Genomic DNA, 17,047 nt, shown 5'->3' with positions numbered 1-17,047 from the left:
TCTCATGCATTTCAGCGAACTGATGGCTGTTATTTCGACCCATGCGATCCGCCTTCAACAGGAAGATGAAGACTTGGTCATTCTGGGCAGCGACGACGCGCTGGATGATGCGTTGTGGGACAGCCTCGCCGAACATAAGTCGCAGCTACTGGAGCTGGTCGCCGAACACGGCGGCGACTGGTTGAGCCCGGCGTACCGCATCACGCCGGACATGTTGCCGCTGGTGCAACTGAGTCAGGAAACCATCGACCGTATCGTCGCCACCGTGCCGGGTGGCGCGGCCAATGTGCAGGACATTTATCCGCTGTCCGCGTTGCAGGAGGGCATGCTTTATCACCATCTCTCGGCCGCTGCCGGCGATCCCTACATCTCCCAGGCGCGCTTCGTCTTTGACAGCCAGGAGCGACTGGACGCGTTCGCCGACGCGTTGCGTTGGGTGGTCAAACGTCACGACATTCTGCGCACCTCGTTCGTCTGGGAATACCTCGATGAAGCCGTGCAGGTGGTCTGGCGCGAGGCGCCGCTGGTTTGCCACGAGATCACTGTCGATCACCGTAGCGATGTCCTGACGCAACTGCTTGAACAGCACACCCCGGAGCATTTCCGCCTGGATATGCAGCAGGCGCCGTTGCTGCGCATGGTCTACGCGCAGGATCCGGCGCAGGGCCGTGTGGTGGCGTTGCTGCTGTTTCATCACATGATCATGGATCACGTCGCGCTCGATGTGCTGCGCCGGGAAATTCAGGCCTGCCTGCTCGGGCAGACTGCGCAGGTCGCTGCGCCCGTGCCGTATCGCGATCATTTGGCCATGGCGCGCATGGCCGGCAACGAACAGGCGCAAGAAGCGTTCTTCCGCGACATGCTCGCCGACATCGAAGAGCCGACGCTGCCGTGTGGCTTGCAGGATGTGCAGGGTGACGGCCACGCCATCGAGGAAGCCTCGGTAATGCTCGACAGCCGCTTGAGCCGGCAGTTGCGCGAACAGGCACGGCAGCTCGGCGTGAGCGTTGCGAGCCTGATGCATCTGGCGCTGGCGCGCGTATTGGGGCAACTGTCCGGGCGCACGGCGGTCGTGTTCGGCACCGTGCTGCTGGGGCGGATGGACGCGGGCGAGGGCGGCGAGCAGGCGTTGGGCATGTTCATCAACACCTTGCCGCTGCGAGTCGATGTCGGTGAAGACAGCGTGCGCGCCGGCGTGCTGGCAACGCATCGGCGACTGACCGCGCTGCTGGCGCACGAGCAAGCGTCACTGGCCCTGGCACAACGCTGCAGCGCCGTCGCGGTGCCGACGCCGCTCTTCAGCGCGATCCTCAACTACCGGCACAGCAGCGTCGAAGAAGTCGCTGACGTGGTCGACATTGCCCCCGGTGTGCAGGTGCTCGGCGCCCGCGAGCGCACCAATTATCCGTTGACCATCAACATCGATGACCTCAGCGTGGACCTGCGCATCACCGCGCTGGCGGATGCAGCGCTGGGGGCCGAGCGCATGGCCGCTTACCTGAACACGGCGCTGGAGAGTCTGGTCGCGGCGCTGCAAATCAGCACCGATGTGCCGCTGCAAACGCTGCAAATCCTCCCGGCCAGCGAACGTGAACACCTGCTGCGCGGCAGCAATTTACCGCTGACGCAGTTCCTCGACACCCCGCTGATTCACCAGCAATTTGAAGCCCATGCGCAGGCTCGACCTGACGCGGCGGCGTTGATTTTCGAGGGGCAGACGCTCAGTTACGGCGAGCTCAATCGCCGCGCCAACCAGGTCGCCCACCATTTACTCGCGCTGAACATCCACCCTGACGATCGCGTCGCCATCTGCGTCGAGCGCGGGCCGCAAATGATCATTGGTCTGCTCGGCGTGCTCAAGGCCGGCGCCGGCTATGTGCCGATCGATCCGGCCTATCCGCTCGACAGAATCCGCTTCACCTTGCAAGACAGTGCCCCGGTGGCGGTGCTGGTGCACGCGGCAACACAAGAGTGCGTTGCCGGTCTCGACCTCCCGCAGGTGGACCTCGACAGCGGCCACCTCAAGGCAGAACTCGACGTGAACCCGCAGATTCCCGAGCTGACGGCGGCGCATCTGGCGTACGTGATCTACACCTCGGGTTCCACCGGTTTGCCCAAGGGCGTGATGGTCGAGCATCGCAACGTTGCGCGGCTGTTTTCGGCCACCCACGAGTGGTTTCAATTCAATCAACAAGACATCTGGGCGTTGTTCCATTCCTTCGCATTCGACTTTTCAGTGTGGGAAATCTGGGGGGCGCTGGCGTTCGGCGGGCAACTGCTGTTGGTGCCGCAAGCGGTCAGCCGCTCGCCAGATGATTGCTATGCGCTGCTGTGCAACACCGGCGTGACCGTTCTCAACCAGACGCCGAGTGCCTTTCGTCAACTGATCGCCGCCCAGGGTCGCAGCACGTTGCAGCACTCGCTGCGGGAAGTGATTTTCGGTGGCGAAGCGTTGGAACCGGGGTTGCTTAAACCGTGGTATGCGCGAGTCGGTAACGCCGGTACGCGGCTGGTGAACATGTACGGCATCACTGAAACCACCGTGCACGTCACCTATCGGCCGCTGCATGCCGCCGACGCGCAACTGATTGGCGTCAGCCCGATTGGCGTGCGCATTCCTGACCTGCAACTGTATGTTCTCGATGCTCAGCGTGAGCCGGTACCGGCCGGGGTGATTGGCGAGTTGTACGTTGGCGGCGCCGGTGTGGCGCGCGGCTATCTGAATCGCGAAGCACTGACAGCCGAGCGCTTTATCGCTGATCCGTTCAGCCGGCGCGGCGATGCGCGACTGTACAAAACCGGCGACCTGGCGCGCTGGGCCGCCGACGGCAGCCTCGACTACCTGGGCCGCAATGACGATCAGGTGAAAATTCGCGGTTTCCGCATCGAGTTAGGCGAGATCGAAGCCCGCCTGTCTGCCTGTGAGGGTGTGCGCGAAGCGGTGGTCATTGCCCGTGAAGACAGCCCCGGCGATCAGCGTCTGGTGGCGTACTGGCTGGCCGACGACGGCGTTGCACCTGACGTTGCGCACTTGCGCGATCAACTGCTGGTTTCACTGGCCGAGTACATGGTCCCAAACGCGTTCGTGCGTCTGGAGGCATTGCCGCTGACCGCCAACGGCAAACTCGATCGTAAAGCCTTGCCACAACCCGACAGCGAGGCCTTCGCCCATCGCGGTTTCGAGGCTCCGGTCGGGGCCGTGGAAACGCTGATCGCCGGGCTCTGGGAAACCTTGCTGGGTGTCGAACAGGTCGGCCGGCATGACAATTTCTTCGAACTGGGTGGGCATTCGCTGTTGGCGGTGAAGCTGATCGAGCGCATGCGCCAACAGGATTTGCATTGCGATGTACGGGTTCTGTTCGGTCAGCCAAGCGTGGCGGCGCTGGCGGCGACCTTGAGCAGCGCGGGTGCCATTCTCGTTCCAGGCAACCTGATCGAACCCGGTTGCTCGCGCATCACTCCGGCCATGTTGCCGTTGGCTGATCTCGATCAAGCAGAGATTGATCGTGTTATTGCCAGCGTGCCGGGCGGCATCGCCAATGTGCAGGACATTTATGGCCTGGCGCCGTTGCAGGCAGGGATTCTCTATCACCATCTGGCGACCAGCGCCGGTGATCCTTATGTGTTGCAGGCGCAGTTCGCCTTCGATGGTTTGCCGCAGATCAAGGCGTTCGTCCGTGCGTTGAATGCAGTGATTGCCCGTCACGATATTTTGCGCTCCGGCGTGGTGTGGGAAGGCCTTGAAGAGCCGGTGCAAGTGGTCTGGCGCGAGGCGCCGCTGGCGCTGGAGCGGGTCGACGCCGATGAACTCGACGGCGATGTGCTGGAGCAAATGCAGGCGCGCTTCGATCCGCGTCACTATCGCCTCGATCTCAGACGCGCGCCGCTGATGCGTTTTGCCTACACCGAGGATCAGCCGAACCAGCGCTGGATCGGTATGCTCCTGCTGCACCATATCGTCCTCGATCACACTGCACTGGACGGGCTGGTCGCGGAAATGAACGACGTGATGCTTGACCAAAGCGTCGATCTGCCGACGCCAGTGCAATACCGCAACTATGTGGCGCAGGCGCGGCTCGGCGTTGATGAGCAGGCGCACGAGGCTTTTTTCCGCGAGATGCTCGGCGACATCGACGAGCCGACCGTGGCGTTCGGTTTGCAGGATGTGCACGGTGACGGCAGCGACATTGTCGACAGTCATGCTGAGTTGGACCCCGGCCTCGGCGAACGCTTGCGTGAGCAGTCGCGTCGACTCGGCGTCAGCGTCGCCAGCCTGGTGCATCAGGCCTGGGCGCAAGTGCTGGCACAGGTTTCCGGCCAGCAAGACGTGGTGTTCGGCACCGTGTTGCTGGGGCGCATGCAGGGCGGCGAAGGCGCTGACCGGGCACTGGGCATGTTCATCAATACTTTGCCTTTGCGCATCAGCGTTGGTGCCGGCTCGGTGCAGGACGGCTTGCGTGCCACCCATGCGCGTCTGGCGCAGTTGCTGGGTCATGAACAAGCCTCGCTGGCGTTGGCCCAGCGTTGCAGCGGTGTTGCGGGTTCGCAGGCGTTGTTCAGTACCTTGCTCAACTACCGTCACAGTGCCCCGCAATCGCCTGCGGTCACGTGGGAGGGCGTGCAGATTCTCAGCTCCCGCGAGCGCAGCAATTATCCGTTGGTGGTCAGTGTCGACGACCTCGGCGAAGGTTTCCGATTGAGCGTGCAAGCTGTGCCGCAAGTGGACGGCGCGCGGGTTTGTGATTACCTGCAAACTGCGTTGCACAGTCTGGTCGCGGGGCTGGAGTACACGCCGGCGGTGCCATTGCAGCACTTGTCGATCGTGTCACCGGGCGAGCGCCAGCGGGTGCTGGTCGGTTTCAATATCAGCGGTCGTGAATACCCGGTGGCGCAGACCGTGCAGCGCTTGTTCGAAGCGCAAGTGGTGATGCGTCCCGAAGCGTTGGCGCTGGTGCAGGGCGATCTGGAGCTGAGCTACGGCGAACTGAATCAACGCGCCAATCGCCTGGCCCATCACTTGATCGGCCTTGGTGTGCAGGCTGATGATCGCGTCGCCGTATGCCTGCGTCGCGGGCCGGAGATGCTCGTGGCATTGTTGGCCGTGCTCAAGTCTGGCGCCGGTTACGTGCCGATTGACCCGGATTATCCGGCGGAGCGTATCACCTACTTGATTCAGGACAGCGACCCGATAGCGGTGCTCGCACAAGCGTCGACGCAGGATCTGCTCGGCGCCGTGCCGGTGATCAATCTGGACGCCAGTGATTGGCAGCACCTGCCGGACACCAATCCACAACTGGCGAGGCTGACCCCGGCGAATCTGGCCTACGTGATCTACACCTCGGGCTCTACCGGCCAGCCGAAAGGCGTGATGGTCGAGCACCGGACCCTGGAAAATCTCGTGCACTGGCACGCCGAAGCCTTTGATCTGCACGCAGGCAGTCACACCGCCAGCGTTGCCGGTTGCGGTTTTGATGCCATGGCGTGGGAAGTCTGGCCGGCGCTGAGCGTCGGCGCCACCGTGTACCTGCCGCCGCCGTCGATCCGTAATGAACACCTCGATGAGCTGCTGGAATGGTGGCGCGCGCAGCCGTTGCAAGTGAGCTTCTTGCCGACCCCGGTGGCCGAATATGCCTTCAGCCGTGGGTTGGGGCATCCGACCCTGCGCACGCTGCTGATCGGTGGCGACAAGTTGCGGCAATTCCCGCGTGAGCAGACGTTTGCCGTGATCAATAACTATGGGCCAACCGAGGCTACAGTAGTGGCGACCTCCGGCCTGATCGAACCCGGACGGATTCTGCACATCGGTCGGCCCATCGCCAACGCCAGAATCTACCTGCTCGATCGCCAGCAACAACCGGTGCCGGCAGGTGTACAAGGTGAGTTGTATGTCGGTGGCGCCGGAGTGGCGCGTGGCTATCTGAATCGCCCGGAACTGACCGCCGCACACTTTCTCGACGACCCGTTCAGTGATGATCCGCACGCGCGGATGTACCGAACTGGCGACCTTGCGCGATGGCTCGCCGACGGCAATATCGAATACCTGGGGCGCAACGATGACCAGGTCAAATTGCGCGGTGTGCGTATTGAACTCGGTGAAATCGAAGCGGCGCTGAGCACTCACCCCGGCGTACAGGATTGCGTGGTGCTGGTGCGTGACGGGCGTCTGGTTGCCTGGTTCACCGAAGTCGCAAGCGTTGAGACCGGCGACTTGCACCATCACTTGCAAAGCCGCCTGCCGGACACCTTGGTCCCGGCGGCGTATGTAAGACTGCACAGTTTGCCGCTGACTGCCCACGGCAAACTTGATCGCAAGGCCTTGCCCGAGCCTGACCAGCAGGCCTGGCTCAGCCGCGAATACGAGGCACCGCAGGGTGCGGTCGAAATCGCCTTGGCGCAGATTTGGGCCGACGTGCTGAAGATCGAACACATCGGCCGCCACGACAATTTCTTCGAACTGGGTGGGCACTCGCTATTGGCGGTGAGCCTGATTGAGCGCATGCGCCAGATCGGTTTGAGCGCCGATGTGCGCGTACTGTTCAACCAGCCGAGCCTGGCGGCGCTGGCGCGTGCCTTGGGCAGCGGGCGTGAAATTGAAGTGCCGGCCAACCTGATTGCGCCCGGTTGCACGCACATCACCCCGGACATGCTGACCCTGACCACACTGGATCAGGCCAGCATCGAGCGTATCGTCGCCACGGTGCCGGGCGGCGCGGCGAATGTGCAGGATATTTACCCGCTGGCACCGTTGCAGGAAGGCATTCTTTATCACCACCTGAGCGCCGAACAGGGCGACCCTTATCTACTGCAATCGCGTCTGGCCTTCGACAACCTCGAACGTTTGCAGGCCTTCGCCGAGCACTTGCAGCAAGTCATCGCACGCCACGACATTCTGCGCACCAGCGTGGTCTGGGAAGGCCTGCCCAGCCCGCAGCAAGTGGTCTGGCGCCAGGCGCAACTGGTCGTGCAACACGTGCCTCTGGCGGCACAGGACGGCGACATACTCGCGCAGTTGCATGAACGCTTCGATGCGCGGCATTACCGCCTCGACCTGAATCAGGCACCGTTGATCCGCATGGTCTACGCCGAGGACCCGTTGCAGCAGCAAGTGGTGGCGATCGTGCTGTTCCATCACTCGATTCTCGACCATACCGCCATGGACGTGATCGGCCGCGAAATGCACGCGCTGATGTTCGATCAATTCGACACGCTGACGCCGCCGATGCCATACCGCAACTATGTGGCGCAGGCGCGTTTGGGCGCGGATGAGCAAGCGCATGAGGCATTCTTTCGCGAGATGCTCGGCGATATCGACGAGCCGACCTTGCCCTTCGGTTTGCAGGATGTTCAGGGCGACGGTCGCGGCATTGAAGAAGCGCTGCAGCCAGTGGATGCCGGTCTGAATCTGCGCCTGCGCGAACAGGCGCGACAACTGGGCGTCAGCCCGGCGAGCCTGATGCACCTGGCCTGGGCGCAGGTGCTGGGCGTGTTGTCCGGACGTCGCGACGTGGTCTTCGGCACCGTGCTGATGGGACGGATGCAGGGCGGCGAGGGCGCCGACCGTACGCTGGGGGTGTTCATCAACACCTTGCCGCTGCGCGTTGATCTGGGTGAAAGCGTGCGCGCCGGGGTGAAATCCACCCATGCACGGCTGACGGCGCTGCTCGGCCATGAGCACGCGTCGCTGGCTCTGGCCCAGCGTTGCAGCGCCATGGCCGGTTCCGCACCGTTGTTCAGTGCGTTGCTGAATTACCGGCACAGCGCCGTCGAGCAGCAGCCGCGCGACGGCCAGGGTATCTGGCAGGGCGTGCGCATGCTCGGTGGCGAGGAACGCAGCAATTATCCATTGACGCTATCCGTGGATGATCTGGGCGAAGGTTTTGCCCTCGACGTGCTGGCGGTCGCAGAGATCGGCGCGCAACGGATTTGCAGCTACATGCACACCGCGCTCGAACATCTGGTGACAGCGCTCGAGCAGGCGCCGCAACGTCCGCTGAACCGTTTACCGATTCTCTCGGTCGCGGAATACGAGCACCTGCTGGTCGGCTTCAATCAGCATTCAGCGGCGTATCCGCGTGGCGCGACGATCCATCTATTGGTGGAGGCGCAGGCCGAGCAGCAGCCAGATGCAATGGCAGTGGTTCAGGGCGCGCAGCAGTTGACCTACGCTCAGCTCAATCAGCGCGCCAATCGCCTGGCCCATCACTTGCTCGGTCTCGGCGTGCAGCCCGATGACCGCATCGCCGTGTGCCTGCGCCGCAGCCCGGACATGCTCGTAGCGTTGCTGGCGATCCTCAAGGCCGGGGCAGGTTATGTGCCGGTCGATCCGGCGTATCCCGCGCAGCGCATTGCCTATCTGTTGCAGGACAGCGATCCCGTGGCGGTGCTCGCACAGGCTTCGACCCGCGATCTGCTGGGGCGGATGCCGGTGATCGATCTGGACAACGCCACCTGGCAGCACTTGTCCGGGACCAACCCGTCACTGCCGACGCTGACCCCTGCGCATCTGGCCTATGTGATCTACACCTCCGGCTCAACCGGTGAGCCGAAAGGCGTCATGGTCGAGCATGCGACCTTGGAAAACCTTGTGCACTGGCACTGCGAGGCGTTCGATCTACAGGCCGGCAGCCACACCGCGAGTGTCGCCGGATTCGGTTTCGACGCGATGGCCTGGGAAATCTGGCCGGCGCTGTGTGTGGGTGCGACCCTGCACCTGCCGCCGCAGTCGATCAGCAACGAACACCTCGATGACTTGCTCGACTGGTGGCGCGCGCAGCCGTTGCAGGTGAGTTTCCTGCCGACGCCGGTGGCCGAATATGCCTTCAGTCGCGACCTCGGTCACCCGACCTTGCGCACGCTGTTGATCGGTGGTGACAAGTTGCGGCAATTGCCTCGCAATCAGACCTTCGCGGTGATCAACAACTATGGCCCGACCGAGGCGACGGTGGTCGCCACGTCTGGCGCGGTCGAGGCCGGGCAGACGTTGCATATCGGTCGACCGATGGCCAACGCCAAGGTGTATCTGCTCGACGAGCAACAGCGGCCGGTGCCGGTCGGCGTTGCGGGTGAGTTGTTCGTGGGCGGCGCCGGCGTGGCGCGCGGTTATCTGAACCGGCCCGAGCTGAGCGCCGAACGCTTCCTCGAAGACCCGTTCAGCGACGAACCGCAGGCGCGCATGTACCGCACCGGCGACCTTGCACGCTGGCTGGCCGACGGCACTATCGAATACCTGGGGCGCAACGACGATCAGGTGAAATTGCGCGGTGTGCGTATCGAGTTGGGCGAAATCGAAGCGGCGTTGAGCGGTCACGCGGCCGTGCAGGATTGCGTGGTACTGGTGCGCGACGGCCAGTTGCTGGCGTGGTTTACCGAGCGCCTGAGCGTCGAGATCGAGGATTTGCGCAGTCATCTGCAAACGCATTTGCCGCAAGCGCTGGTGCCCGCCGCTTACGTGCGCCTGCCAGCACTGCCACTGACCGCCAACGGCAAACTCGACCGCAAGGCGTTGCCGGAGCCTGATCAGACTGCTTGGCTGAGCCGCGAATATGCCGCGCCGCAAGGTTCGGTGGAAATCGCGCTGGCGCAGATCTGGTCGGACGTCTTGAACGTTGAACAGGTCGGCCGTCACGACAACTTCTTCGAACTGGGCGGGCATTCATTGCTGGCGGTGACGCTGATCGAACGCATGCGTCAGGTCGATCTGAGCACCGACGTGCGCGTGCTGTTCAGCCAGCCGACTCTGGCCGCGCTGGCGGCAGCGGTGGGCAGTGGCCGCGAGGTCGCAGTGCCGGACAATCTGATTGCGGCCGATTGCACGCACATCACCCCTGACATGCTGCCGCTGGTGCAACTGGACCAAGCCAGCCTCGAACGCATCGTCGCCACGGTGCCGGGTGGCGCGGCCAACGTGCAGGATATTTATCCGCTGGCGCCGTTGCAGGAGGGGATTCTGTATCACCACATCACCGCCGAGCGAGGCGATCCGTACTTGCTGCACTCGCAGTTGGCGTTCGACAGTGTTGAGCGATTGCAACGCTTCGCCGAGGCCTTTCAACGGGTGATCGAGCGTCACGACATTTTGCGTACTGGCGTGATCTGGGAAGGCTTGAATCAGCCGGTGCAGGTGGTCTGGCGTCAGGCACAACTGGCTGTGCAGGAGGTTTTGCTGGATCCGATGGAGGGCGATGCCAGAGCGCGTTTGCAGGACCGTTTCGATGCCCGGCAATACCGGATCGACATCAGCCAGGCGCCGCTGATCCAGTTGATGTATGCGCAGGATCCGTTGCACCAGCGCGTGGTGGCGGTGTTGCTGTTTCACCACATCGCGCTGGATCACACGGCATTTGATGTGGTGCGTCAGGAAATGCAGGCGTACTTGCTCGGACAGATAGCTCCGCCGAGCGTGGCGATGCCGTACCGCAATTACGTCGCGCAGGCGCGGCTGGGAGTCAGCGAGCAGGAACACGAAGCGTTTTTCCGCGACATGCTGGCTGACATCGACGAGCCGACCCTACCGTTCGGCTTACAGGACGTGCAGGGGGATGGCAGCGCTATCGAAGAGCATCGGCTGCTGTTGCCGGATGAATTGAGCCGACGGCTGCGCGCACAGGCGCGCACGCTCGGTGTCAGTGCGGCCAGCCTGTTTCACCTCGGCTGGGCACAACTGCTCGCCGCCACGACCGGTCGCCACAATGTGGTCTTCGGCACCGTATTGGTCGGGCGCTTGCAGGGCGGCGAGGGGGCAGACCGGGCGTTAGGCGTGTTCATCAATACATTACCGTTGCGGGTCGATGTCGATGATCAGGGGGCGCGCGCCGCCGTGCGCAACACTCATAAGCGGTTGAGCGTATTGCTCGGGCATGAGCACGCCTCGCTGGCGTTGGCACAACGTTGCAGTGGCGTGGCGGCGCCGTTGCCGTTGTTCAGCTCGATGCTCAACTTCCGCCACAGCGACCGGCGCGCGCAACAGCAACTGCTTGAGCAGGCCTGGCAAGGTATAGAGACGCTAAATCATGACGGCCGCACCAACTACCCGTTGACGTTGAATGTCGATGATCTGGGTGACGCTTTCAGCGTGATGGCATTGACTGACCCTGGGGTGGGGGCATCGCGGATTTGCAACATGATGCTGACGACTCTGCAGGGATTGGTGACGGCGCTGGAGCAAAACCCACACTCAGCATTGAACAGTCTGCCGATCCTGCCGGAGGAGGAGCGCAGGACTCTGCTGTATGACTTCAACGACACCAACGTCGATTACGATTTGCAGCAGACGCTGCACGGCTTGTTCGAAGCGCAGGTGCGGCGTACGCCACAGGCTGTGGCCGTAGTCGCCGGTGAGCAGGCATTGAGCTACGCGCAGTTGAATGGGCGCGCCAACCGCTTGGCCCGGCACTTGATCAGTCTCGGTGTGCAGGTGGATTCGCGGGTGGCGATCTGTGTCGAACGCAGCCTGGAAATGGTCATCGGTCTGCTGGCGATCAACAAGGCCGGTGCCGCTTATGTACCGCTCGACCCGGCTTATCCGCCAGAGCGCCTGGCCTACATGCTCGAGGACAGCGCACCGGCCGTGGTGCTGGTGCACGGTGCTACCAGCGGGTTGCTGGGGGATGTCAAAGCGGCAGTGGTCGATCTTGACCAAAACACTTGGCAATCCCTGTCTACCGACAATCCGCAGATCCCGGCGCTGACGCCACAACACAGCGCCTACGTGATCTACACCTCCGGCTCGACCGGCCAACCGAAAGGCGTGGTCAACGAACACGCAGGTGTGGTCAACCGCTTGCTGTGGATGCAGGACGCCTATCGCCTGAGCGCTGCCGATTCGGTGTTGCAGAAAACCCCGTTCAGCTTCGACGTGTCGGTGTGGGAGTTCTTCTGGCCGCTGATGACCGGCGCACGCCTAGTCATGGCGCGGCCCGACGGGCACAAGGATCCGCAATACCTCAGCGATGTAATCGAGCGCGAACACATCACCACGCTGCACTTTGTGCCGTCGATGCTCGATGTGTTCCTCGCCAACAGTGACACCACACGCTGCGACAGCCTGCGTCAGGTGATGTGCAGCGGTGAGGCGTTGCCGGGCAGTCTGGTGCGGCGTTTCAAACTGCAATTACCGGGTAGCGGTTTGCACAACCTGTATGGCCCAACCGAAGCGGCCGTCGACGTGACGGCGTGGGATTGCGCCGGGTCCATCGAGCAGACCCCGGATAACACGCCGATCGGCAAACCGATCGCCAACACCCGCATGTACATCCTCGATGCGCAACAACAGCCGGTGCCACAAGGCGTGATCGGCGAGTTGTATATCGCTGGCGTGCAGGTGGCGCGCGGTTATCTGAACCGGCCTGAGCTGAGTGCCGAGCGCTTCCTCAACGATCCGTTCCAGTCTGGCGGGCGCATGTATCGCACCGGCGACGTTGCGCGGTATCGGCCGGACGGCAATATCGAGTACCTGGGGCGTAACGATGATCAGGTGAAGATTCGCGGTCTGCGTATTGAACTGGGCGAAATTCAGGCGCGCCTGGCCCAGATCGAAGGTGTGCTAGAAGTCGTGGTGGTCGCCCGTGAAGACGTGCCGGGCGACAAACGTCTGGTCGCGTACTACACCGGCGAACGCCTGGAAATCGACCTGCTGCGCAGTCAACTGCTGGAGCACTTGCCGGACTACATGGTGCCAGCCGTGTTCGTGCATCTCGACGCCTTGCCGCTGAGCCCCAACGGCAAGCTCGACCGCAAGGCGCTTCCGGCGCCGGATCAGCAGTCGCTGAAAACCCGCGAATACGAAGCCCCGGTGGGCGAAGTCGAAATCACCCTCGCACGGCTCTGGGCCGAGCTGCTCAACGTCGAACGGGTAGGGCGCCACGACCACTTCTTTGAACTGGGTGGTCACTCATTACTGGCGGTCAGTCTGATCGGCCGGTTACGTCAGGAAGGCATGGAAGCCGATGTCAGGGCGTTGTTCGAACAACCGACCCTGGCCGGCTACGCCGCAATTACGGAAAGAATGGAGATCGTCCTGTGAATGTGCTCGAACTATTGGCAACCCTGAAGGCAAAAGACATTCAGTTGGCGGTGACCGATGAGCAATTGCGCGTCAATGGCAACAAACAGGCGTTGAGCGACCCGGCGCTGCTGGCCGCGTTGCGCGAGCACAAACCAGCGCTGATCGAACTGATCAAGGCCGGCCAATACTCAGCCACCCGTGTCGGCCAGATCGACGTTCCGGCTAACGGCATTCTCCCCGGCAGCACGTACATCACGCCAGCGATGGTGACCCTGGCCGAGGTGGATCAGCCGACCCTTGACCGCTTGATCGCCGAGGTACCGGGCGGCGCCGCCAATGCGCAGGACATCTACCCACTGGCGCCGTTGCAGGAAGGCATTCTCTATCACCACGCCAGCAACGAGCAGGGCGATCCGTACGTCATGCAATCGTATTTTGCGTTCAGCAGTCGCGAGCGTCTGCAGGATTTCGCCCAGGCGTTGCAAAAGGTTATTGATCGCCACGATATCCTGCGCACAGCGGTGCATTGGGAGGGGCTGGACGTGCCGCTGCAAGTGGTCTGGCGTCAGGCACAGTTGCCGATGGAAGAGGTCGTGCTGGCAGACGGCGAAAGTGATGCGCTGCAGCAACTGCACGAACGTTTCGATGCACGGCATTTCCGACTGGACGTCCGGTGTGCGCCGATGATGCGTCTGGCCTACGCGTGGGACGAGGACGGTCAGCGCGTGGTCGCGACGTTGTTGTTCCATCACATGGCCCTGGACCACTCGGCGCTCGACGTGGTGCGTCACGAACTGCTCGCCTGCCTCACCGGCGACGATCAATCGCTCGGGCGCCCGGTGCCGTTTCGCAATTACGTCGCGCAAGCGCGGCTGGGCATCAGCGAAGCCGAACACGAGGTTTTTTTCCGCGAGATGCTCGCTGACATTGCCGAGCCGACGCTGCCCTACGGGTTGCAGGATGTGCAGGGTGACGGCCTCGGCATCACCGAGCTGAGCCTGCCGATCAACCCGTTGCTCGGCCAGCGTCTGCGGGCGCAGGCGCGGCAGCTCGGCGTGAGTGCCGCGAGCCTGTTTCATCTGGGCTGGGCGCAGGTACTGGCGGTGCTCACCGGTAAACAAAACGTCGTGTTCGGTACGGTGCTGATGGGCCGTATGCAAGGCGCCGAAGCCACCGAACGGGCGCTGGGGATTTTCATCAACACCTTGCCGCTGCGGGTCGATGTCGATGCGCAGGGCGTGCGTGCGGCGGTGGAGGCGACGCACAAACGCCTGACCACGCTGATGCGCCACGAGCACGCGCCGCTGGCATTGGCCCAGCGTTGCAGTGGCGTGGTCGCGCCGACGCCGTTGTTCAGTGCCTTGCTCAATTACCGGCACAGCCACACGGCGGCAACGGCCAGCGCCGAGACGCTTGCCGCCTGGGAAGGCATCAGCACGATCAGTTCCGAAGAACGCACCAATTATCCGCTAACCCTGAGCGTCGATGATTTCGGCGATGCCTTCAGCCTGACCTTGCTGGCCACCACCGAGGTCGATCCACAACGCATCTGCGCTTACCTGCATTGCGCCCTGGAAAGTCTGGTGTTGGCGCTGGAGCAGGCGCCCGATACCGCACTCAACCAGTTGCCGATTCTGCCGGCGGCCGAGCGCGAGCAGGTGCTGTTGGCGTTCAATGCCACTCACGCTGACTACCCGGCAACGTTGACCATTGCCCAACGTTTCGAAGCGCAAGTGGCGCAGCGGCCCGAAGCCGTGGCCGCGCAATACCTCGGTGAGCAACTGAGTTATGCCGAGCTCAACCGGCATGCCAATGCCTTGGCCCATCATCTGATCGCACTGGGGGTCAAGCCCGATGATCGCGTCGCCATCGTCGCCCGTCGTGGCCTCGATACGCTGGTCGGGCTAGTGGCGATTCTCAAGGCGGGCGCCGGTTATGTGCCGGTTGACCCGGCGCACCCGGCCGAGCGTCTGCATTACTTGCTCAGCGACAGCGGCCCCGTCGCTGTGCTGACCCAAAACAATCTGCGGGAGCGCTTGCCGGCGCTGGCGGTGCCGGTGATCGATCTTGACCCGCGCACCTGGCCGCTGAGCGAGACCTTTGATCCGCAGGTGCCGGGCCTGACGGCCGCACATCTGGCCTACGTGATCTACACCTCCGGTTCCACCGGCCTGCCCAAAGGGGTGATGGTCGAACACCGCACCTTGTCGAATCTGGTCGATTGGCATTGCAGCGCGTTTGATCTGTGCGCCGGTCGCCACACCTCCAGCCTTGCCGGGTTCGGATTCGACGCGATGGCCTGGGAAGTCTGGCCGGCGTTGTGTGCCGGCGCGACCCTGCATCTGGCACCGACGCACGAGGGCAGCGAGGACATCGATGCGCTGCTCGACTGGTGGCGCGCGCAGCCACTGGACGTGAGTTTCCTGCCGACACCGGTCGCCGAATACGCGTTCAGCCAGAACCTTGAACACCCGACGCTGCGCACGCTGCTGATCGGTGGCGACCGCTTGCGCCAGTTCAGCCGCAACCAGCAATTCGATGTGATCAACAACTACGGCCCGACCGAAGCCACCGTGGTCGCCACCTCTGGACGAATCGAGGCAGGCGATGCCTTGCATATCGGCAAACCGGTGGCCAATGCCACGGTGTACCTGCTGGATGAACAGCAGCGTCCGGTGCCGATTGGCGTCATGGGCGAGTTGTATGTTGGCGGCGCCGGGGTCGCTCGCGGCTATTTGAACCGTGCCGATCTGAGTGCCGAGCGCTTCCTTCATGACCCGTTCAGCTCCATGCCGAATGCGCGCATGTACCGCACCGGTGACCTCGCACGCTGGCGTGCGGACGGCACGATCGAGTACCTGGGGCGTAACGACGATCAGGTGAAAATCCGCGGCGTGCGCATCGAGCTCGGCGAAATCGAAACTCGCCTCAATCAGTTGCCCGGCATTCAGGAAGCCGTGTTGCTGGCGCGCGAAGATGAACCCGGCCAGCCGCGCCTGGTGGCGTATTTCACCGAGCAGAGTCAGGTCGAACCGCTGGCCGTGGCCGAGTTGCGCGCGCACCTGTTGACTCAGTTGCCGGAGTACATGGTGCCGGTGGCCTTCGTCAAACTCGACACACTGCCGTTGACCGCCAACGGCAAGGTCGACCGCAAGGCCCTGCCAAAACCTGAGCGTGCGGCGCTGTTCACCCGCGAATACGAGGCACCGCACAACGAACTGGAAAGCGCCTTGGCGCAGATCTGGGCACAGGTGCTGCAGGTCGAGCGAGTAGGACGTCAGGATCACTTCTTCGAGCTCGGCGGCCATTCGCTGTTGGCCATGCGCATGGTGTCCCAGGTTCGCCAGCGCCTTGGCGTGGAGCTGGCACTGGGCGATCTGTTTGCCAATGCCGAACTGGCAGCGGTTGCCGAGGCGGTGGCGCAGGCCGGGCGCAGCACGCAACCGGAAATAGTTGCGGTGGCCCGTGACGGCGCCTTGCCGTTGTCGTTCGCTCAGCAGCGCTTGTGGTTTCTCGCACAAATGGAAGGCGCCAATACCGCGTACAACATTCCCATCGGCCTGCGCCTGCGTGGGCAGTTGAATGAACCGGCCCTGCAACAAGCCTTGGCGCGCATCGTCGCGCGGCATGAAACCCTGCGCAGCCGTTTTGCCCAGTTCAATGACGAGGCGCAAGTGCTGATCGCCCCGGTCGACAGCGGTCTACTGTTGCGCGTTGAAGATTTGCGCCAGCACCCGCAACCCGACGAAACCTTAGCGGCGCTGATTCAGGGCGAAGCCTCGGGGCCGTTCGATTTGCAGGACGATGCACTGATTCGCGGTCGGTTGGTGCGCCTCGCCGACGATCATCACGTGCTGTTGCTGACCTTGCACCACATCATCTCCGATGGCTGGTCGATGGGGGTTCTGACCCGTGAGCTGATGGCTTTGTATCAGGCGTTCAGCCACGGTCAGCCGGATCCGCTGCCACCGCTGGCGCTGCAATACAGCGATTACGCGGTGTGGCAGCGACGCTGGCTCAGTGGTGAGGTGTTGCAGCGCCAAA

Annotated in this window: 2 protein-coding genes (1 of these 2 running past the window's edge); both read left to right on the top strand. The window is 63.0% G+C overall.

Annotation, left to right across the window (positions count from 1 at the left end; genetic code table 11):
* Nucleotides 1–4: 4 nt before the first annotated feature.
* Nucleotides 5–13,021 (top strand): non-ribosomal peptide synthetase, encoded by a 13,017-nt coding sequence (locus CKW18_RS18540; protein ID WP_095190131.1) that lies wholly within the window; start codon nt 5–7, stop codon nt 13,019–13,021.
* Nucleotides 13,018–17,047, top strand: the beginning of a protein-coding gene (locus CKW18_RS18535; RefSeq protein ID WP_095190130.1) for a non-ribosomal peptide synthase/polyketide synthase. 13,832 nt of this gene lie beyond the right edge of the window; 4,030 of the gene's 17,862 nt are visible here — the first part of the coding sequence; the start codon lies at nt 13,018–13,020; its stop codon lies off the right edge, out of view. Before CKW18_RS18540 ends, CKW18_RS18535 begins: the two co-directional genes overlap by 4 nt.

It is taken from the genome of Pseudomonas sp. Irchel 3E19, assembly GCF_900187585.1.
In the GTDB taxonomy this organism is placed as follows: domain Bacteria; phylum Pseudomonadota; class Gammaproteobacteria; order Pseudomonadales; family Pseudomonadaceae; genus Aquipseudomonas; species Aquipseudomonas baetica.
The sequence above is the reverse complement of the archived record's forward strand: the minus strand, read 5'-3'. Positions and strand labels throughout refer to the sequence as shown.

What these genes read in the sequence shown, in the direction of transcription:
- CKW18_RS18540 (WP_095190131.1), top strand. Translation starts at nt 5, where the DNA reads ATGCATTTCAGCGAACTGATGGCTGTTATTTCGACCCATGCGATCCGC.